Consider the following 19,766-nt stretch of genomic DNA (forward strand, 5'->3'; position numbering starts at 1 on the left):
TGCTATTCCTTCTCACATAATTGATTTAAATGAAGAACGTTGGCTGCGGCATGAGGATCGATCTGATACGCGACCCGACAGCGCTGGTTAATCCCTTTGCCCCAGCGTACCAGCAGGCTACCGGAAGGATTGGCGAGACGGGCGTAGATTTGCCCACCCTGTCCGACCATGCCGACGTTCGCGCCTTCGCCGTTGATCACTTCCGCACCCATCGGCGGAATGCCGCCGTCCGGCATTTTTACATTAATGAGTACGGCCTTACCGTTGATGGTGGCGAAGGTGATTTTGGCGATAGCGCCAGCGTAAGGAACAACCTGCTTGCTGCCGCCCGCCAGCTCTGCGTCGGCGCGCATTTTGCGCGTATCAAGCGCGATGTTATTGGTGCGGTAAGGGGATAATGACGGCAGAATGGCGTAGCCAAAGTGGTCAATCACCGCCCCCTGACCGTTTTGCACGACTGCGCCCTGCGCGCCGTCCGCCTGGATCAGCGCGAAAGTCTCGCTGGTGTATGGGCCAGCCGTGATGCCGCCAGCGTGCAGAACCAGCGTACCCGACGCCCCAAGTCCGGCCTGGCGGTAGTTTTCGCCCTGATCATAGCTGGCGCGAACGGCGCCAAATCGAGTGTTCTGCTGAAGGTTACCGCCAAAGGTCGCCGCCGCGTCATCGTCGCTGTTGCGATAATCTTCATAGCCGCCATACACCGACCAGGACAGATCGCTGTTTTTGCCACTGGTTCCGGTCATGGAAAGGGTTGTCGAACGGTTTTGCCGGGACTGGTTATAGTTCATGGCGACGGTTGAACGGTTCTGCCCCCAGTCAAACGGCACCGAGACGTTAAACGCTAGCGTGGTCTCGGTATATTTTTCATGCCTGCTGGCATCGTGCGGTTCATAAACGCTGTGGTAGAAGCGGTCATAATCCCAGCTTGAGCGCTGTCGGGCGAGATTCAGACCGTAGCTGATCCCGCGCCACTGGTTGCTGTAGCCTAACTGTAACTGGCTGATACGCGACTGATTATTGTAATAGTCAGCGGTACTGGCGCTGAGATTGAGGCTGCCAAAACGGTCTAACGGCTGGCTGACGGTGGCGGATAAACGGTTTCGCTGATGCAGGGAATCAGAGTAGTAATGGATGCCCGTCTCTTCCTGTCGGCGCACGCCGAGAACGTCCTGCAAATCGCGAAAGCCGCTGGTGGAATAGCGGTAGGCCGCCAGCACCAGGTTGGTGCCGGTGGTGAAGGTCTTACTGTAACTCAGCTCTGCCCGCCAGCCCTGCTGCCGTTGCTGGTTTTCCACCCGCGCGTTCGACCAGGTGGAATTCATACCGAACGCCCCCCAGCTCGTCGCCCAGACGCCGCCAGCCAGCCATGCCTGGTAATCTTTTGCGATGCGTGAGCCGACATTAACGGTCAGATTGTTATTTACGCCACGCTGTAACGTCCCTTCCAGGAAATGATTTTCAATGTCGTAATACTGTCGCACTCTGCCGAGCGCAACGGAATAGCGCCAGTTTCCTGGCCTGATTGAATCGGGTATAGAGGAGTAGGGCACGGTAAAGCGCGCGCTTTTGCCGCTTGCTTCAATGACCTCAACGTCCAGATCGCCCTGATAACGGGTGTTATTAAGGTCGTCTATCAGGAAAGGTCCTGGGGGGACGTTGGTTTCATAGATGACTTTCCCCAGCTGTTTCACCACCACATGCGCGCTGCTGGCCGCAACGCCTTGCACTACCGGGGCATATCCGCGTTTACCCTGCGGCCACATCCGTTCGTCCGTTGCAAATTTAATGCCGTTAAAAGAGAGGCTGCCAAACAGGCTGGAGTCAGTGTACGCGTCGCCCAGCGTCATCAGTGCGTTGGTGGAGGCGAAAGGTCGCTGTACCCAGGTACGGACACTGTTGTAGCGGTAGGCGCTACCGCTGTAATCGCTTTTCGCATAGCGCAGGTTTCCCTGGTGACGTAACTGCCAGAGTCCGAGGTTGGTGCCCGCATTGATGCCGCTCCAGAGGTACTGGTAATGTGAATGGCTGTCGCTGTTGTGGGTTGCCGACCAGTTCGTGTTATGGCGCAGAAATAACGCCAGCGCGCCGCTATCCCATTGCGATGGCGGAATATAACCGTGTGGCTGACGCACCAGTTCCGTCATGGGAATGGTTAAGCGTAATTGCAGGGTTGCGCTATCAAACTGCCAGTCGGCATGGGGGAGCCACTGTTTCAGAGCGCGGCACGGTACACTGGCGTCGTCGTCGGGCAGGTTTTTCACCTTTGCCGCCTGCATGACCGAAAGCGGCAGGCAGGGTTGCGTCTGCCGCCCGTCAGGCGCAGGAGAAAAACGAATGTTGGCGCCAGACTTAACCAGTTCGCCATTAACATACACGTCGACCAGATAATCGCCTTCAAGGATATTTTTTTCATTAAAGCGGGCGATATTCTGGCCGTAAGCCGAGCCCTGAAAGAGCGCCGAATCAAAATAGTACTCTTCGCCCAGCGCTGAGGCAGGACACAGCAGCGCAGGCAGAATAGCCAGTCCGCAATGTGCGGCATTAATTGTGCGTAACTTCATAGTCTTCGCTTATCCTTGCGCCCTGATCGTTGACCAACGTCACGGTGACTTTTCCTGAGAGAGGTTTACTTATCTTTTTTCCCGGCGCCCAAAAAGAGTGGCTGGAAAAGGGCGCAACCATATCCGCTTCGAGTTCAACCGGGGCGTGATTGACCGTAGCCTGTATATTGCTGACAGAGGCGAACCAGGGCGTGGGGTTGGTCAGGCGAATGCCATATCCATGCCTGGCGTCATGTACCGCGTTTACCTGTAACTTTTTCCCCAGGTCGCGCGGACTGCCCAGATTCGTGGGGCGATAAAAAAGTTTTATACGCGTACGCAGCATGACCAGCATTTTATTTTGCTGCGAGGTGCCCTCGAGATTTGAAGGCGGAACCTGTAGCGCATTGAACCAGAATACCGATTCACGATCTTCCGGCAGGGGTTTCTTACCCGTAAAAACAACGCGAACAACCTGGCCCGCCTTTGGCTGTATTCTGAATACCGGCGGTGTTGTAATAAATGGCGTTAAGCGGGGATCCTGCGGACGAACGTTAATATCGCCATCGTCAAACCACGTTTCCACGATATACGGAAACGCATCATTATTTTTTAGCTGTACATCGACGGATGAGACGTCAGAGGGATAGATAATTCTGCTGCCGATGATTGTCACGCTGGCATAAAGCGAGGAGAGAGGGATAAACAGAAATAAGAAAGCGAACAGCCATCGTATTCCTGAAAGCCGGACATCCTTTTTCATCTCAAAAGCTCCATCAGAACCTAAAATAGCCTGGCATTACGCCAGGCTCAGCATCAGTTATTGATATGAAACGGAATATTGCAGCGTCGCTTTCACAGAGCCCGCCGTTGCTTTACCGGTTGAATAATATTGCGCGGTGTAGGTCGCGCTGGCTTCAGATGCGCCAGCTTCCAGTTGCAGATCGCCATTACCGGTAAAACCGTTGGTCAGATTAATAACCGCATCAGAGGTATCCAGAAGCTGGACTTCAACATTTTTAGCGCTACCGGTATTGCCCAGGTTGCCATTACTGGTCACCTGATTGCCGACGAAAACGGTAGAAATTTTGGTTGTTTTCGCCACGTCGCCCATACAACCCGATACGCCAATATCAAAAGTAACCTAGCCTGCGGTTTCACCGTCTTGGGTTAAATCTTTGCTACTGACGGTAGGTAATAACACGACGGGTTTCGCCTGATTGCCATTAATTGCTACGGAGCACGTTTCATCGGTCACTTCGCCCTGGAAGGTGATGGTATTATCAGATGCCGCCAGCGCGCTGGTTGAAATAAAAAGCGATGCGGCGAGCAGGGTTACGGCATTTTTTTTGAACATGATTAATTTAGTCCTTTAGTTACGTTTTTATTCAGGCGCAAATCATTATTGCCCTGAAATACGGTTGATAACGTTAATGTCTACAGCTTATTTGGTTGGCGGGGCAGCTGTGCAGAAGGTTCACTTTTCCTGCGTGATGTTGCTCCGTTTGACGCAAATGGTTCACACGGTCAATGTGACAAGAGCGAGTCTAGGGAAAACATTCTGAAAAGTATTGACTGCCGATCTGAATAACTCTTACTTTTTTCTTACCCCTTTGACATTGGCATATTCCGCCAGTATGGTTTAGACGATTCAGAAAAAGTAAGGTGTTTAACTTGTTGATTCTGCAATTGAATTTTTACGCAATTTAACGGAGTTTATTATTGGCAACTTCCTGAGGGAAATCACTTTTACAGCGGGGATGAATTTTGTTCAGAGCGTGTTAATATTGTCAGCGATGGAATAATGTAGTCAGAACAGGGTGGCAATGAACGCAAAGAAATTTCTGTTAGATCAACGTGTGCTATTTGATAGCGTTAAAATGACATTAACTCAGGAAGATAAAGTCGTCAGACTCTCGGAATCAGAATGCCATTTGCTGCTGGCTTTCTGGCAGGGGCTTTATAAAAAAGAAGAAATTATTCATTTCGTCTGGAAAAGTCGCGGTGGCTGCGTCTCTGAGTCCAGTTATTACAAACTGATTAATCAGTTGCGAAATAGCTTCAGCAACGTCGGGCTGCTCGCTTCCGATATTGTTACCCGGCCGCGGGTTGGCATATCGCTGTCGGTGCCAATGACTCCGGTTGATGAAACGCCTGCGCCCCGGATAACACCGGATAATACGACTGCGGATGCTGAACCCGTTAATCTTTCGCCTGAGCCGCAGACATTAAAAAATGCCGACAGAAGATATCTGTATCTGACCGCCAGTATCTTGTTTTTGCTTCTTGTTTCTGTCGCGGTCTGTCTTTATCACACCTTACCCCGACATGAAGCGGAAGGGGTGTTTATCTCTCTCGGCGAGTTTGATGGCTATCACTTTTATAAAATGAAGGGAGACAAAGTCACATTTAATGAAGTGATTAACGCATATACGACGATGACGCTCAAAATTTACCGACGAAACGGGCGCTACATCTACTACGTCCGGGAGCCTGACATCAATATTTTCTTTCAATGTTTAAATCCAGTGGAAACAGCGGTGCCAAAATGTCTGACCATAAAAGAACGATACTGACGATAAGCATTATCTTTATCCTGTTGCTTATTTTATTGACGATAGCGCTACGATGGGAAAACCGGCGCAATACTGTCGTCGTTGATGATTTCATCTGCACATCGAAATCAATCGTTTATCTTGCGCCAATGCAGACGAAGCTGAGCGGTACGTTTGTCCTTAATCTGAAATCAGAACGGCTGGCGATTCATTATAAGGTGGAAAAGGAAGGGCGACCGAAAAGATTGTTTTTTCAGGATATTAATATCACCAAACTCCTCAGGACCAGCGTCAGGACGTTCACTTTTAAAGTAAACTCGGTCAAAAAATACCCGGCAGACACCACCGAAGGGATGTTTTCCTGGCTGCGTCTGCTACAGCCCGGAACGGTGAATGAGCTTAAGCTGGTTAAAATTGGCAAGAATACCTATATGTATTCCCTCAATCGCCGTATCTATAATATCTGTACCACTAGTTCCGGCTCGCTGGGGGCGACGTAGTTAGCCGCGTACAGTAATGGCTGGTCAGGAATGTCATCATTGAATAAATGTTGCTGTATATATTGTTACTGAAGGGTATTATTGCGCGTTGAATTTTGTCTATGTCTGACCTGTGTTAGTATAAATAAGGTAAGATGGAAGGCATATTAAGTAAAAGGCGCGTAATGAGAGGGTAACATTTTGAAAATAAAGAAATCCTTTCTAATGTTGTCCATCTTTATTCCTTTAGGAATTATGATTTCCCTTGCTTTTGTCGTCAGTACGCTGATTTTAAAGCAGGATATTTCCATCAGCGGTAAAACGTTATTACGTTTCAGTTCCGATATGTCCGCCGTTTCCTGGCGCGCGACGAAGAAAGCCGCGCTGCTGGTTAACCGCCGCTGTCCCGATATGCTGGATGCGCTGACGCGAACACGGGCTTTTACCCCCTATATTCGCGATATCGGCGTTCTGGAAAACGGAGAGATGACCTGTTCATTTGTGTCGGGGGAAAAAAGGCAGCCCTTTTCGCAACTGAGCGGTCTGACGCTGCCTGCGCTTTTGCCTGAACGTATGATACTTGTTGCGAAAAGAATGGCAGAGGGACCCGATCGGCCTGTTATTCTCTACGCGGAAAAAATCTCGGCGCAAAAAGCCGTTTTTACAATCGTCGATTCACAATATATCCAGGAACTTATGGATATTCTGGCGGCGGAAAGATCCTCCGTGTTCAGGCTGACGATGGGGAACGGTAATGCCATCGTCAGCGGCGTCGATAGCGGTGAAAAGCCATTCCTGACGCAGCGCTTTACTTCGGCCAACGGTGATATTCATCTGCGGGTAGAAACCTCTTTTTCCACGCTATCCGCCTGGTGGCTGCAAAATTTGTTAATCTTCATTCTGCTCTCGCTCTGCTTCTCTTTTTTGTTTGTTTTGCTGTACCGCCGTTGGCGTCAAAAGAGCTTATCGTTGGGACGTGAAATTGAGCGTGGGATCGCTAACAACGAATTTCAGGTCCATTATCAGCCCGTCTTTAACGTCGGTCGCAGCGCCTGCGGCGGCGCAGAAGCATTATTACGCTGGCCGCAGCCCCATGGCCGTTTTATTTCTCCCGATATCTTTATCACCGCTGCGGAAAATGAAGGCAAAATTGTCGCGCTTACCCGTCATCTCTTTGACTTAATTGCAAAGGATGTCAGTCGCTGGAAGGTGCCGGAGGGCTTTTATATCAGCGTCAACATTGCGCCCGAGCACCTTATTAGCGACGATTTCGTCAGCGATGTGATGGCGCTAAAGGAACGGCTGGCTAAACTGGGGCTGATCCTGGAATTAACTGAGCGGAGTTTAATTGCTGAACCGGCTAAGGTGTCGGCAAAACTGGAGCTGTTGCGGAGTCAGCAAGTAGAAATCGCCATTGATGACTTTGGCACCGGCTACTGTTCGCTCTCGTATCTGCAACAGTTACCTGCGGATTACCTTAAAATCGACCGCACGTTTATTAACACCATTGATACCAGCGGCAGCGATGTTCCGATCCTCGATACCATTATCACGTTGAGTCAAAATCTGGGGCTACAGGTTGTTGCTGAAGGAGTCAGTTCGAAACACCAGCTGCGCTATATCCTGGATCAGGGGGTGAATTATATTCAGGGATATCTGTATGCCAGGCCGATGAGTTCAGCCGATTTTATGGTATGGCTTGATAAAGATGTTCAGCAACAGAACAGGATCGTCAGTGAGTAAACGGCACAATCATTTATGAGCGGAAAAAAGTATCTTATCGATGATCGCGTGATTTTTGATTGCGAGCGTATGACCCTGTCGCGGTCGGAAGAAACGGTGACGCTTTCAGAAGCCGAAAGAAATTTGCTGCTGGCTTTTTATCAGGGATTATTCAAAAAAGATGAGCTGATTGCCTGGGTCTGGGGGCGCAAGGGCGTCGTGGTGTCAGATGCCAGTTACTATAAATTGCTTAATCAGCTACGCAACTCATTCACCAGAATCGGCTTAGAATCTTCCTCGCTGGTTACTCGCCCTAAGGTCGGCGTTGAGCTGGTGGTTCCCATCACGCTGATTGAACCTGATAGTGGCCAAAAAACAGACGACCTGGCGGCGGAAAGTCAGCCGGTAACGCCTGACGCAACTCAGCCAGCGGCGTCATCAAACGCGCCGTTGAAGGCGGGTGTTAAAGACTGGTTTTTTTTCGCCATGGCCGGGTTACTTTTGGTGGCTGCGATACTAGCATCCCGGCAGGAACGCCAGCGCTATTTTGCAGAGCCGATTACCCATGATGGCTACCGTTTTTATACCCTTCGCGATGATAAAACCTCCTATGATGATGTTATTGAAGCATACGCCGAGTTGACCACGCCGGTTTATAAGCAAAATGGCCGTCATATCTATTACATCAGAGTCCCTGACGTTCATATCTTCGTACAATGTCTTAATCAATTAAACGCCGCGGAGCCTAAATGTATTACTCTCAAAGAACGTTATTAAGAATATTAACCGTATTCTTGCTACTCGTTTCCGCTCTGTTCTGGCTACAGGCGCTAAAGAAATATGCTGATTACCAGCCTGACGTGGGCGATTTTTTGTGTACAACGAAAACCATTAGCAACATCGTACCGAAGGGGATAACGGTCACTGGCGATATTGTGATTGATTTTAAAATGCAGCGTATTACTCTGCAATATGATGTTCGTCAGCAAAGCAATAAACATACTATGTTCTATCGCGACATTTATTTAAAAGATCTGCGTCGCGTCGGAGACGACCTCTTTACCTTTGCCGTCGCTTCAGTGACAACGTTCCCTAATGATAATGCTGGCAATCTGTTTTCTTATTTCCGCTTACTCCATCCGGATGCCAAAAACGAATTGCGTATCCAGCCCATCGGTGAGAAAACCTACCTTTTTTCGCTTAACCGACAGATTTATAACGTCTGTATCGCCAGCTAAGTCGCTGAAAAAACTACTGTTATTCTTCTGGCGTCACGGTCAATGCTGAAAAGTGTCGCCGCAACGTATGAATTTTTTCTGAATGTGAAATTATAAGTTTTGTAAGAGATTATTCCATACTTATCCATGCCTGGTACGCTACATTACCGCCGCTTCAGACGCGATGGAAAACGCGCATAAGCTTAATATCATTGGTTTATTTTCTTTCTGATCCAGGATAAGTGGGAGTATTTTAAATGTTATCGCGAGTTTGTGGCGCAGCCGTTATTGGTTTAACGCTTTTTACAACGCATCAGAGTTTTGCCGCAGGTAGTCATACGATATCGTTAGGTTATGCGCAAACGCATTTAAGCGCGCTGAAAAATTCGCAAAGTAAAGACCTCCACGGCTTTAACATTAAATATCGCTATGAAGTAAATGAACGCTGGGGATTTATTGGCGCATTTACCGCCGCTCAGGAAGAAGTGGAACATTATACCTGGCAGTCCGCGAAATTGAAAAAGGCGGGTTCAGATACCGTTGATTATGAATCAATAATGTTTGGTCCAGCTTATCGTTTTAATGACTACCTGAGCCTTTACGGTAATGTCGGCATGGGCAGAATGAAGATCAAAAATAATCATGCCAACGCATCTACCGATGATTCATTTGCCTACGGCGCGGGCGTCATTTTCAATCCGTTAGCCAGCTTAACGCTGGATCTGTCATGGGAAGCGGCACGGTTTTTTTCCGTTGATGCGGATACGTTTGGCGTAAGCGTCGGCTATCGCTTCTGATTACCATTTTCATGTTTCTTTAAGGTGAATAGGCTTTGTTGAATAAATCAGATTTCGGGTAAGTCTCCCCCGTAGCGGGTTGTGTTTTCAGGCAATACGCACGCTTTCAGGCATACCTGCTTTCGTCATTTTGTTCAGCGCTCGTACCAGGGCCATAGCCTCCGCAACCTGACCATCGTAGTCACGCAGCGTCAGTGAACCCCCGAACAGCTGTTTTACCCGGTACATCGCCGTTTCCGCTATCGAGCGACGGTTGTAATCTGTTGTCCATTTCCACCGCGCATTACTCCCGGTCATTCGCTGATTAGCCACTGCACGGTTACGGTCTGCATATTCACCGGGCCAGTAACCCGCACCTTTTCGGGGAGGAATAAGCGCGCTGATTTTTTTGCGGCGCAGTTCATCGTGACAGAGCCGGGTATCGTAAGCCCCGTCTGCCGCGGCTGCCCTGATTTTTCTGTGAGTCTGCCGGATAAGGCCCGGGAAGGCTTCTGAGTCCGTGACGTTATTCAGCGACAGGTCTGCACAGACAACTTCATGTGTGTTGCTGTCAACAGCAAGATGCAACTTTCGCCAGATACGACGGCGCTCTTTGCCGTGCTTTCTGACTTTCCATTCGCCTTCACCAAAGACCTTCAGCCCGGTGGAATCAATCACCAGGTGTGCGATTTCACCCCGGGTGGACGTTTTGAAACTGACATTAACCGACTTTGCCCGCTTACTGACACTGGTGTAATCCGGGCAGCGCAACGGAACGTTCATCAGGGCAAAAATGGAATCAATAAAACCCTGCGCAGCCCGCAGGGTCAGCCGGAATACGCGTTTAATCACCAGAACGGTGGTGATGGCGAGATCAGAATAGCGCTGGGGCCTTCCTCGTGATGAAGGTGTTGCCGACTCATACCAGGCCTGAATCGCCTCATCATCCAGCCAGAAAGTGAGGGAGCCACGGTTGATGAGAGCTTTGTTGTAGGTGGACCAGTTGGTGATTCTGAACTTTTGCTTTGCCACGGAATGGTCTGTGTTGTCGGGAGGATGCGTGATCTGATCCTTCAACTCAGCAAAAGTTCGATTTATTCAACAAAGCCAGGTGAATAATGAAATTTATTATCGTGGTGTTCTCTGCGCTGCTTCTGAGCGCCTGTAGCGCTAATTCACTGAAGGCTGGCGCCGGACAGGTGCGTATTACGCATAATGAGCCGGGAAAAGCCTGTTCATGGTTAGGCGACGTTACCGGTAGCCAGGGGAATTTCTTTACCGGCGGCTGGACGTCAAACAGTAATCTGGAAACCGGGGCGCGTAACGATTTAAAAAATCAGGCCTGGGAAATGGGCGGTAACCTTGTCGTGCTGTTGACCCAGCGGGCGGGGCAGACCGGCAGCGCTTATCAGGGGAGCGGCTCAAGCCAACAAACCAATGTGACCTTAAGCGGATCGGTTTACCGGTGTCCGTAACCTGAATACCCGCAAGGCGAATTAAGGCAGACGCTTGTGCCTGCCTTAATTCAGACCGGTTAATCCTGAAAGACAGTCGGCAAAGGGGGCGGCTGATGAATTTTACATTACCGATGAATACACTGTGTGCAGATTGTCAGTTACGTTGCCCGCATGCGATTAATACCCTGTTAAAAACAACATCGTGCGGGACGATAAAAGTGGCGATCTGGCCGGGTGATAACCCTTTATTCACTGACTCACTTTTCTATATTCTCTCCGAAAACGATAAGCCAGCGCTGCATGAAGACCTTCTGCTGATTGATTTTTGTCTCGATAATATTGCATTTTTTATTGATGATGACTGGCTTGAAGGGTGGAAAAAAACAGGGGCGCGCATTGTGCTGGTCGTTGACCGTTTTATGCAGGCGTTAGCCCACTACTGGCATAAAAAACATCCGGCTCTCACTCTGCTTCCCGTTACCGGCGACGGGGGAAGCCAGTTTTTACGCGACCTGGAAAACGTCCTTAACGGGCAAAGCATTATGCCGGACGGCGTTACCGCAATAACGAACAATGAAATTTCGGTTCTGCGTAAGCGCATTACGGGCCTGTCGGCGCAACGTGTTGCCGCAGTTCTTAACTGCTCATTAAAAACCGTCTACAGCTGCCAGTACTCATTATGCCGAAAACTTGGTGCACCCGCGCGGCTTGAAAAACTCATTATTGAGCACTTCCATAGCCGATGCTGACGCAACGTTTTCTGACCTGTTTGCATCGACATCGAAAGCGGGATTTCGATGCCGTTGATATTAGCCTTACTTAACCTGAGCCAGTCCGGTAGCGTGTAAAGGTAATCTGTCAGGGACATGTTGATAGTGCATAAAGTCAGCAAAGGGAACTGGCGGTAAGAAGTAATAGCCCTGGAGAAAATGGATATTATTTTTGACTAACCATTGCTGTTGACAGGCATGTTCAACGCCTTCTGCGACGGTACGCAAACCCAGAATGTTAGCCAGATGAATAATCGATTCCAGCATAGGGACTGGCGTTTCACTATCCTTAATGACATTAATAAATGTCTTATCAATTTTTATCATATCCAGCTCCAGTTCGTGCAGATAATTGAGATTGGCATAGCCAGTGCCAAAATCATCAAGCGCAAACAGTACACCGCGATTACGCAGAGAGCGGATCAATTCTTTTATCGCGGGGGTAAAATTTAACGCCTGGTCTTCGGTAATCTCAATCATTAGCTTAATGGGTAGCTCCTGCGTTAACTCCATGAAGTGCAGGCATTGCCAGTAAATCACCGGATTGCGTAATCCGGCTGGACCAATATTGAAGGAAACGAACAGCGCGTCGTTACTATTGAACTGTACTGACTGGAAATCTTTCGCTACGCGAGTCATTAAATAATTGGTCAGCTCGCACATCAGGCCACTGTTTATTGCTAAAGGGATAAATTCTCTTTGAGAAATCGCATAATGATGTCCCTGAGGCCAGCGAGCCAGGATCTCTACACCACAGACTTCTCCCTGGACATTAAGTATGGGCTGATAATAGGGAACGATTTCTTGGCAAAGCATCGCCATGCTTAACCTGCTGGCATTGAGCTCATCATAGTCTGGAGAGTAGGCATCGTCCGATACTGATGCATCGATCAATAAATCATTGCGGATCAAAAAGATAATCGAGTCATTGAATGAGTTAAAACCAAACCGATGGTTAATTTTCTCCCGATAGCGATAAATGGTTTTCAGCGCTACAGCATTAGCACGGCAAAAGTGGTGGAGACTCTCTTTAGTGAATGAGGCATTGAGCAGTTCCTTTTCGAAGGTGGTTAAGTAAAAGGCATCCAGAAAGTTGTTTTCGGGATGACTTTTGTTCTGTTCAACGTTCAGCACTTTTTGGCGTAAAACTTTTATGATTTTTTTGGCACTCAGTTTCGCATTGATGCAGACAAAAGTTTCATAGCCGCGATTGAGGCATGGCGTGTCGTTCATGCGAATGACAATGCTGTTCATGTTCACAAATAAAGAACTGTTATGTTCCAGCCACTTTTTGACCCAAAAAATGGGCAACCGGTTATCAATGATTAGCAGACAGGCTGGGTACTGCGGGGGTAATTGTGGCCTTTGAGTAATGTCTGCCTGAGCATCAACCAATAGCAAATCCGGTAACCAGGCTTTGAGCCCTGAAAAAAGATAGACGTCATAGCTTAACAAGATGATTTTTTTCGTATTCATAGCGAGTCCCAGCGTAAGTTTATTGTATCGCGCCAACCCTGGCGGCAATATGAATCGGTTGTAGCGCACATTTTGTCTTTAAGGCAAATATAAACAGTGCGTGAATTTGCTCGCACAAAGCCAAATTCAGAGGTTGTAGCATATAATGCCAAAAATAAGATAACACAAGAATATAAATCTGAATGAGTATAAGAAATAAAACCTCTTAATTTTAGTCCGTTTTAACACCTTCACCAGAGGTGAAAAAGATCATACCAATGGTGCAGGAGATGAAGATGGCTATAGGATGAATCTACATGGCGTTTATTCCTGAGCCAGGAACGTTGCGCTTATGGATGCTCGTAACGATAGAATCAATCATTTTAACAGGTTATCCTTAGCGATCGCTTTCTCTGTCCGTCAGGCATCCCTTGCCGACGGGAATGTATTTTTGTAACGCGACGATAAATTTCTTATTGTTGGCTTTTAGCGCCGGACTGCTCCAGCTTTCTCCGGGCAGGAGATAGCGTATTTGCGCCTCATCGTCCGATGAATGACATCCCTTATGCACAATAACTTTAAAAAAGGTGTTGCCCGTATTTTTCAGCACCCCCTTTTGTTCATCAACGTTAAAATTCAGGTTGGTTTTCCTCGGTCTGACGATCAGGATGGTATCAATGGCGATGGCTGGCATTGCTTCTCCTTTCTTGCCGTGCCTGCGATCGGTAAACAGGGTGATGGGGATTTCACGAAACAGTATCCGATAATATCGCTCGGTGGCATCCGCAGGCCCACGATAAAAAATCTTAAAGTATTCACCCTGTCCCGGAGCGAGAGAGAAATTCAACGGTGTAAAAAGCAGTTCGCCTTCCGATATCGCGCTGCGTTTCTCACCTCCTGGCCCCGGTTTATCAATTTTTACCGCAGCCATGCTGTACAGGTTGCGCTGTTTACTGTCGTTATAAATTCGTTTGCTAATAAACGACTTACCCACAGGTATCTCAAATATTGTTGATTCCAGATAGACCGCATGGGACGAAAATACCGCCATTGACGCCATCAAAAACACGCCTTTTAACCAGCCTGGTTGACATTTCATTGCGTCACACCCATCCAGTTGGCCGTGACTTTAATTTCGCCGGTCGCGCTCACGACGCCCTCCCAGTTGTTCCCGGTGACGGTAAATAATGAACGCGGATCGTTCATTGGAAACAAGAGCTTCAGATCGGTCATAAAATAGCTACCATCATCGGTATTATTCATATCCCAGGGCGTTTGTTGCCACTGGGCATCGCCCATCTCTATTGCCGCTTCGCTACAGCTGTTACGCTTTTGTATTACGCCACCTGACCGGCTGTTATATTGCAGGTAGGCTGGCACCGGAACGGAAATTCCATCCTGCGCGGACTGAAAAAGACAATACGGCACGCCATCTACCGTGGCGCTGTCGCCGATGACCTGCGCGGTGATCGTATCGGCCTGGCGCGGTCCGGAAACGGTAACTCTGTAGCTCATCTCTATAGGATTGCTGTCGCCAATCGTACCGCTGCCGCTTGCGGAGGTTGTGTTATCAGAAGAGAGGATGCTGATGCCATATTCCTTTGGCACAATGTTAAGCTGTAACGATGGCGTAAACTGATAATGGCCGGATTCCGGCGTTAAGCCATTATAAAAACCAAAGGTAAAGGGTTGGCTATTGGTAATGCTGACGCCAGCCTCGACAAGTTTTTTCAGAAAATTTTTCGACAGAAAAATATGGATATATTCGCCTGAGGTCTTGAATACATTATAATAAATCGTTGATGCGTTGTAATTATACCATGTTGAACCGTCGCCAGAGTATTTTACCGATGTGGCCGTCGGGGTAAAACCCAGCATATCCGTATCAATATAGGCTCTGAACGTCAGTGATGCAGTGAGGTTAGTCGACTGTTGCAGGTTATATTTGACCATCTTGCAAATAATGCCATCGTTATTATCTACAATGCCGAGTTCGCAGTAGCCTGAATCTTTGGCAATCCCAGGCGTACCATCGCTGGCTACCCATAACTCCTGAAAGGCATTGGTTGATTCGAGTGATAAATGACCACGCTTGGTCAGGGTATAATTAATATAATTCCATAATCCTGAATTCTGGTCTTTACAACGTTCGCCTGAAGAGTAATCGTAATTTACCGAGGTATAACAGCGGTTAAATACGTAAGTTTCGCTGCTACCCGTTGGCATGTTACGAAAATACTCATAGGCCGAGTCAGTTAACGATGCGAAGCCGTAAGCGCCGCCAACCACACCGGCTACGGGGGCGACCTGAACATGATAAACACCATTTTTATCAGTGCCTTGCCCGGCGATAAAACCGCTTTCAGGGCATTGCGTTCCCTTGTAACAACGGCTGCCCCGAAACGGACCGTCGATAGGGGAGTTATCGATCCACAAATCCTGATAATAGTTGGCGGGTGTAAGCCAGCCGACATAACCAAAATACCCCAGACTGACCTGAGTCGTACCGTATTTTACCCATGTATTTGAACCGCTGAATCGCGGATCAAGTAATGATGGCGTAATTAAGTATTCCTTGTCCACGGCGTTTTCAATAAATAAGAAGTTATTGCTGACAGAACCGGATGTACGCGCATTTAAAGCCATCGCCGGTAAAGGCAGTCCGTTTATCAGCACCAGTGCCGACAGGAGAATATTTTTAAAATTTTTCATACGTTATCTTTGTGCCATTGAGGTTTGCGCCCTACATTTCACCTCGCCCACCCATGCCGCGCCGCGGGCCTTTTCGAGGTCGAGATCGGCTTCGCACCGGCCGCCATTCGCGGAAATCAGGGTGATGACGGGATATTTCTTGTCTATATCAATAGCGAATTCGCCTTTCGCATCGGTGCGCGTTTTCCCAATATGGTTATGAATTTCGGTATTGGTCGCCAGCTGGCCGTTCGGGTAGCGGATGCGACCAAACACGGTGACCATACTTTTCACTTCCGGATTGATTACCCCGACGTTGCCGGGATAGAGCGTCAGCTCATGGGTACGGCCCGAGACGATATCGAAGCTGTCTTCCGAATTTTTATCATTGAGTATTTCCATTCGGTACTGCGCGTAAGGCGGCAGGGCGATAAAGTTTGATTTACCGCCGAGCAGGTAATTGCGGCCGTTGATTTTTGCCGCCAGCTTTCCTTCGCCGACTAAACCGGTGTTCACAATGATTCCCGCACGCTGTCGTTCTTCACTCAGAGCAACGTTTTTACCGCTCCACGCCACGGAACCCTGCGATGTAAAGTTCATATTGGTCGAATTGTCCGCCGAACGCGTAGCCGAGACGACTCCGGCGTTATACTTCGTGGCGTAATTGATATTGCCATTCACCGAATAATTATTGTCATAATGCTGTTCGCCATTCAGGCGCGTAGAGGCAGACACGCCAACCGACCTGATGGCGCCTTCGCTAAATTGTTTACGCGCGCTGAGGTTACCCTGCGTACTGCCGTAACGATCGCGGGACACGCCCATACTCAGCCAGGATGCCAGAGGCAAAGAAAAGTCCAGGCTGACGTAACGCTCCTGGCGACCGTCATCATTGCGGTTGTTATGGTAATAACGCTGGAGCCCGTCGCGTAGTCCGATGGTGGCGTAGCGGCCGGAGTACAGCGTTGTGCTGTAATCCAGGTTGCGGTATTTATTGCCTGAATAGCGGTTTTCCGTCTGGCTTAGCGTTAAGGAACCGGCGTGGGGAATAAATTTCCCGAGGTTAATCGTACCGCCGACAGAATAGTTATCGCGTTCCTGAACGGGCAATCTGTCGCCAATGTGACTGTCTTCGCGTGAGGCCCAGAGTGAACCATATCCACCGGGCGCGTTCAGACTGATATTACTGACGTTTCGCCAGGAGGAATCATTGGCCGCCAGCGTCTGATTGCCCAGGCTAATATATTCGTTGACGTTCAGCCTCAGGTCCGTTTCATTGACCATGTTATCGCCAAAACCATATAACGTGGTTTTCACGTTTAACCCTGACAATATCGCCAGCGTTATCGATGCGGCGCCGCCGGCGATCCACGTTTGCTCGCTGCCTGCATCAGAGTAGTGATGAAGTTTATAACTTACCCGATCGTAGTCCAGTGAACCGCCGAACAGTTGCCAGTACAGGCCCTGAATGCCCGCTGGCTGCTGGCGGGCAAAGATTTTATTCACCCGGCTCACCCGACTGTTCACCGTGCGGCCATTTATCACAACGTTAACGGTGACATCATAGACGCCGTAGGGAAAGCGGCTGGTATCAATTTCATAACTGCCCATATTAAAGTTTTGCACGCTAAGCAGACGCCCGTCTCTTAATACGTGGACTTCACCTGTCGCCGGTAGAAATACGGTTATCGGAGTTAATGTGAGCGAATTTTTTTCAATCACGGTACTTCCTTTATTGCCATAGCTGACGCCATAGATTTTTCCGCCGTTCAGCGCATTGAGGCTGGCAATAGTTTGCACGTTCCAGGTATCGAGCATCCCCAACGCCAGCCGGTGTCCTTCATAATCCCGTTCATACATCGCGCGATAGAGCTTGCTGGTATTATTACTGTCGCCAATTCCATAGAAAGAGCCATTGATGTTCAGATGGTGCTCACGTAACGAGATGGTGTTGTCCAGGGTCACATAGCTGCGTGAACTGCTGCCGGTACGATAACTGTTGTAATACGTGCCCAGGTTATAGTTCAGAACGTTTGAAAGCGTGTCCACGCTGGACGGCCCCAGCAGGCTGCTTCGTGCAACAATGGCTTCCGTCAGCGCATCCTTACTGACAATCAGTTCCAGATGGAACGAGGCGATATTCAACTTCAGGCGAGCATCCGCGGAGAGTTCGATAAAGGTATTATCGCGAAGTTTTACATCGCGAATGTTCTCCACCATTTGCCGGGTTTTGCTGGATAACACCGCATTGCCAGGCAATTCTGCAATGGCGATCGCTTTCACCGTAATATGCCCTTCGGAGAGCGAAACGATCGCATCGGCAATTCGTTGCTGGCTTTTTTCGTCAGTTTCGTGGTAACGAATATAAACCGGAACGCTCATCCCCTGCTCAAGGGAGCGAGAGAAAGCGCCTGGGATAATATATTTACCCACTTTTGTCGGTGCTGAATGTACAACTATCGGAGCCAGCACAAGTAAAAGGGTAATACTTCCCTGGACAAAATATTTCATTGTCGTCCGCTTCCTTTCTTCCCGGTATTTGGTCGTTGTCCGTGCGAATACGTTTAATAATTATTATTTGACCGTGATAAATCGCTTACCATGCCAGATGCCAATATGAGAGCGGTTGCTGTTCACGTCGGTTAACTGCAGCGTTATTTTGGTGCCCGGCATAACGTAATAACGTTCGCGGCAACCTTTGCCCTTATCCTGCGTTTTATCCTTACACGCGCCATAGGCGATGACGCGGAATGACACATTGCCGGTATTGCTGATGACCTCTCTCTGGTGGCTGTAATCAAAACGTTCTTTGCGCGGCGCGACGACAAGAAGGGTGCCTATCTCAGCAGAGGCCGTCGCTACCGCCATTTTGCTGGCTTTGGTTGCCGCGTTTTCACCGATCGGTTCGTCAATCCATTGCAGACGGTAATAACGTTCGGTGCCGTCTTCCGGGCCGTTATAAAAAAAGCGAAACACATCTGTCGCCTGGCCCGGCAGAATGAGATTGGCTGGCGTGGAGAGTAACTCGCCATTATTGGCCGATTTAATCTCGACGCCATCCGCCAGCGGTGACGACAGCTGTTTTACCGACACGCTGACAAATCGCGCGGAATCGGTCGTATTGGTGACCTCTTTCGATAATGTACGTTCACCGGAAGTCATTATCGAGGTGATATCCCCGACGTTAATTGCCTGGCCGGATAGCGGGATAAAAAGTTCCGCCAGAATGAGCGCTATTAACCCTTTTTTCATGATAATTCTCCCTGAAAATTCGGGAGAAATGCCTCCCGAATCATTATCATCACGTTTACGGCGTTGCTGCCGGCGTGGTCCATGTAGCGGTAAACTGAACCTTGACATCACCTGTCCAGTAGCCATCCGGCAGGGAGGCGAAGTCGGTCACTGGCGTGGCGCCATCCGTCGTTGCAGAGGCGATGGAGAATGTGAAATCAGATCGATCGCTGACGCGCTCGGTGCCGTTATATGCACCTTCCGCCAGCAGATTTTCCAGACCGGAGGTTTTTGTTTTATTCACCAGTACGGTTTCGCTGGCGCTGGAGAGGGCAGTGCCATTCCATATGACGCCTACATTCAGCGTCGAGGCATCGCCGCTGGAGTTGATCAGGGTATTGCTAATGAGCTTTGCCGTCAGTTCAAAATCGGTCGCCCCTTCTTTGCCCGGAATAGTAATGTCAAATGCGCCATTCTGGGTATTAAATACGTTTAAACCCTGGGCATACTGGAATGACAGGGAATTCAGCGGGGTAATAACCAGCTCGCTTCTGGTGTCTTTTATTGCCGTTGCGTCCCATGTTGCGGTTGATTCAATAGAGACGTCCGCGGTCGCATTTGCTGTCGCAAAAACAGAAGCCAGAGATGCGGCCAGTAATATTTTTTTCACTTTTGTCTTCTCCTGAGAACAAATCCTCTGCGGCGGTTTAATATACGTCGCGCGCAGATCCTTTTTTATTGCAAGCAATAATTGCCGCAGTAAAAATTATCTTTTGAAAAATCGGAGCGCTCAACTCTCGTTAAAAGTATGGAATAGTAAAAAACGGGCGTTTGCCCGTCAGCGAAAAAGGAATGAATCTATTATTCAGCATG

At 48.8% G+C, this 19,766-nt stretch carries 17 protein-coding genes and 1 pseudogene; 8 read left to right on the plus strand and 10 right to left on the minus strand.

Features of this window, described 5'->3' with window-relative positions; translation table 11 throughout:
* Positions 1-2: 2 nt before the first annotated feature.
* From K7R23_RS11790 to K7R23_RS11800, 3 genes and pseudogenes are all read right to left on the minus strand, one after another.
* Positions 3-2,561, minus strand: coding sequence for a fimbrial outer membrane usher protein (locus tag K7R23_RS11790; protein ID WP_012907077.1), 2,559 nt, complete (start codon positions 2,559-2,561; stop codon positions 3-5).
* The gene (locus tag K7R23_RS11795) at positions 2,542-3,303 is read right to left on the minus strand and encodes a fimbria/pilus periplasmic chaperone (protein ID WP_012907076.1); all 762 of its coding nucleotides are present in this window, start codon (positions 3,301-3,303) and stop codon (positions 2,542-2,544) included. The genes K7R23_RS11790 and K7R23_RS11795 overlap by 20 nt, the downstream gene beginning before the upstream one ends.
* 57 nt (positions 3,304-3,360) lie before the next feature.
* Positions 3,361-3,897: pseudogene (locus K7R23_RS11800) on the minus strand (fimbrial protein).
* Between the two features lie 469 nt (positions 3,898-4,366).
* Here K7R23_RS11800 and K7R23_RS11805 point away from each other — a divergent pair.
* From K7R23_RS11805 to K7R23_RS11830, 6 genes are all read left to right on the plus strand, one after another.
* Positions 4,367-5,116 (plus strand): winged helix-turn-helix domain-containing protein, encoded by a 750-nt coding sequence (locus K7R23_RS11805; protein ID WP_012907075.1) that lies wholly within the window; start codon positions 4,367-4,369, stop codon positions 5,114-5,116.
* Positions 5,089-5,595 carry a hypothetical protein gene (locus tag K7R23_RS11810; protein WP_012907074.1) on the plus strand — a complete coding sequence of 169 codons (507 nt, stop codon included), beginning with the start codon at positions 5,089-5,091 and terminating at the stop codon, positions 5,593-5,595. The genes K7R23_RS11805 and K7R23_RS11810 overlap by 28 nt, the downstream gene beginning before the upstream one ends.
* 180 nt (positions 5,596-5,775) lie before the next feature.
* Complete coding sequence (locus K7R23_RS11815; RefSeq protein WP_012907073.1) at positions 5,776-7,317, plus strand: EAL domain-containing protein; 1,542 nt, start codon at positions 5,776-5,778, stop codon at positions 7,315-7,317.
* 15 nt (positions 7,318-7,332) lie between these two features.
* Positions 7,333-8,073, plus strand: coding sequence for a winged helix-turn-helix domain-containing protein (locus K7R23_RS11820; protein WP_012907072.1), 741 nt, complete (start codon positions 7,333-7,335; stop codon positions 8,071-8,073).
* Entirely contained in the window at positions 8,046-8,534 is a 489-nt protein-coding gene (locus tag K7R23_RS11825; protein WP_012907071.1) for a hypothetical protein, read from the plus strand. Before K7R23_RS11820 ends, K7R23_RS11825 begins: the two co-directional genes overlap by 28 nt.
* Before the next feature lie 236 nt (positions 8,535-8,770).
* The gene (locus tag K7R23_RS11830; RefSeq protein ID WP_012907070.1) at positions 8,771-9,310 is read left to right on the plus strand and encodes an Ail/Lom family outer membrane beta-barrel protein; all 540 of its coding nucleotides are present in this window, start codon (positions 8,771-8,773) and stop codon (positions 9,308-9,310) included.
* A gap of 87 nt (positions 9,311-9,397) precedes the next feature.
* Here the strand turns inward: K7R23_RS11830 and K7R23_RS11835 are convergent, their stop codons facing one another.
* Positions 9,398-10,366, minus strand: a complete 969-nt coding sequence (locus K7R23_RS11835; protein WP_012904651.1) for an IS5 family transposase — start codon at positions 10,364-10,366, stop codon at positions 9,398-9,400.
* 41 nt (positions 10,367-10,407) lie between these two features.
* Between K7R23_RS11835 and K7R23_RS11840 the strand changes: the two genes are divergently transcribed.
* On the plus strand, positions 10,408-10,764 hold the full coding sequence (locus tag K7R23_RS11840; RefSeq protein ID WP_012907069.1) for a DUF4156 domain-containing protein: 357 nt from the start codon (positions 10,408-10,410) through the stop codon (positions 10,762-10,764).
* A gap of 95 nt (positions 10,765-10,859) precedes the next feature.
* A complete protein-coding gene (locus tag K7R23_RS11845; protein WP_012907068.1) occupies positions 10,860-11,495 on the plus strand; it encodes a LuxR C-terminal-related transcriptional regulator in 636 nt (211 codons plus the stop codon).
* A 66-nt stretch (positions 11,496-11,561) separates the two neighbouring features.
* Here the strand turns inward: K7R23_RS11845 and K7R23_RS11850 are convergent, their stop codons facing one another.
* The 6 genes from K7R23_RS11850 to ecpA all read right to left on the minus strand — a co-directional run bounded on the left by K7R23_RS11850 (position 11,562) and on the right by ecpA (position 19,563).
* Positions 11,562-12,992, minus strand: a complete 1,431-nt coding sequence (locus K7R23_RS11850; protein WP_024132838.1) for an EAL domain-containing protein — start codon at positions 12,990-12,992, stop codon at positions 11,562-11,564.
* A 376-nt stretch (positions 12,993-13,368) separates the two neighbouring features.
* On the minus strand, positions 13,369-14,070 hold the full coding sequence (locus K7R23_RS11855; protein WP_012907066.1) for a fimbrial biogenesis chaperone: 702 nt from the start codon (positions 14,068-14,070) through the stop codon (positions 13,369-13,371).
* Positions 14,067-15,683, minus strand: a complete 1,617-nt coding sequence (locus K7R23_RS11860; RefSeq protein WP_012907065.1) for a hypothetical protein — start codon at positions 15,681-15,683, stop codon at positions 14,067-14,069. Before K7R23_RS11860 ends, K7R23_RS11855 begins: the two co-directional genes overlap by 4 nt.
* A gap of 3 nt (positions 15,684-15,686) precedes the next feature.
* Positions 15,687-18,173 carry a CS1-pili formation C-terminal domain-containing protein gene (locus tag K7R23_RS11865; protein ID WP_012907064.1) on the minus strand — a complete coding sequence of 829 codons (2,487 nt, stop codon included), beginning with the start codon at positions 18,171-18,173 and terminating at the stop codon, positions 15,687-15,689.
* 63 nt (positions 18,174-18,236) lie between these two features.
* Complete coding sequence (locus K7R23_RS11870; protein WP_012907063.1) at positions 18,237-18,914, minus strand: EcpB family pilus assembly chaperone; 678 nt, start codon at positions 18,912-18,914, stop codon at positions 18,237-18,239.
* A gap of 55 nt (positions 18,915-18,969) precedes the next feature.
* Positions 18,970-19,563, minus strand: a complete 594-nt coding sequence (gene ecpA / locus K7R23_RS11875) for a common pilus major fimbrillin subunit EcpA (RefSeq protein ID WP_012907062.1) — start codon at positions 19,561-19,563, stop codon at positions 18,970-18,972.
* Positions 19,564-19,766: the final 203 nt, after the last annotated feature.

This window comes from Citrobacter rodentium NBRC 105723 = DSM 16636, assembly GCF_021278985.1.
Taxonomy (GTDB): domain Bacteria; phylum Pseudomonadota; class Gammaproteobacteria; order Enterobacterales; family Enterobacteriaceae; genus Citrobacter_A; species Citrobacter_A rodentium.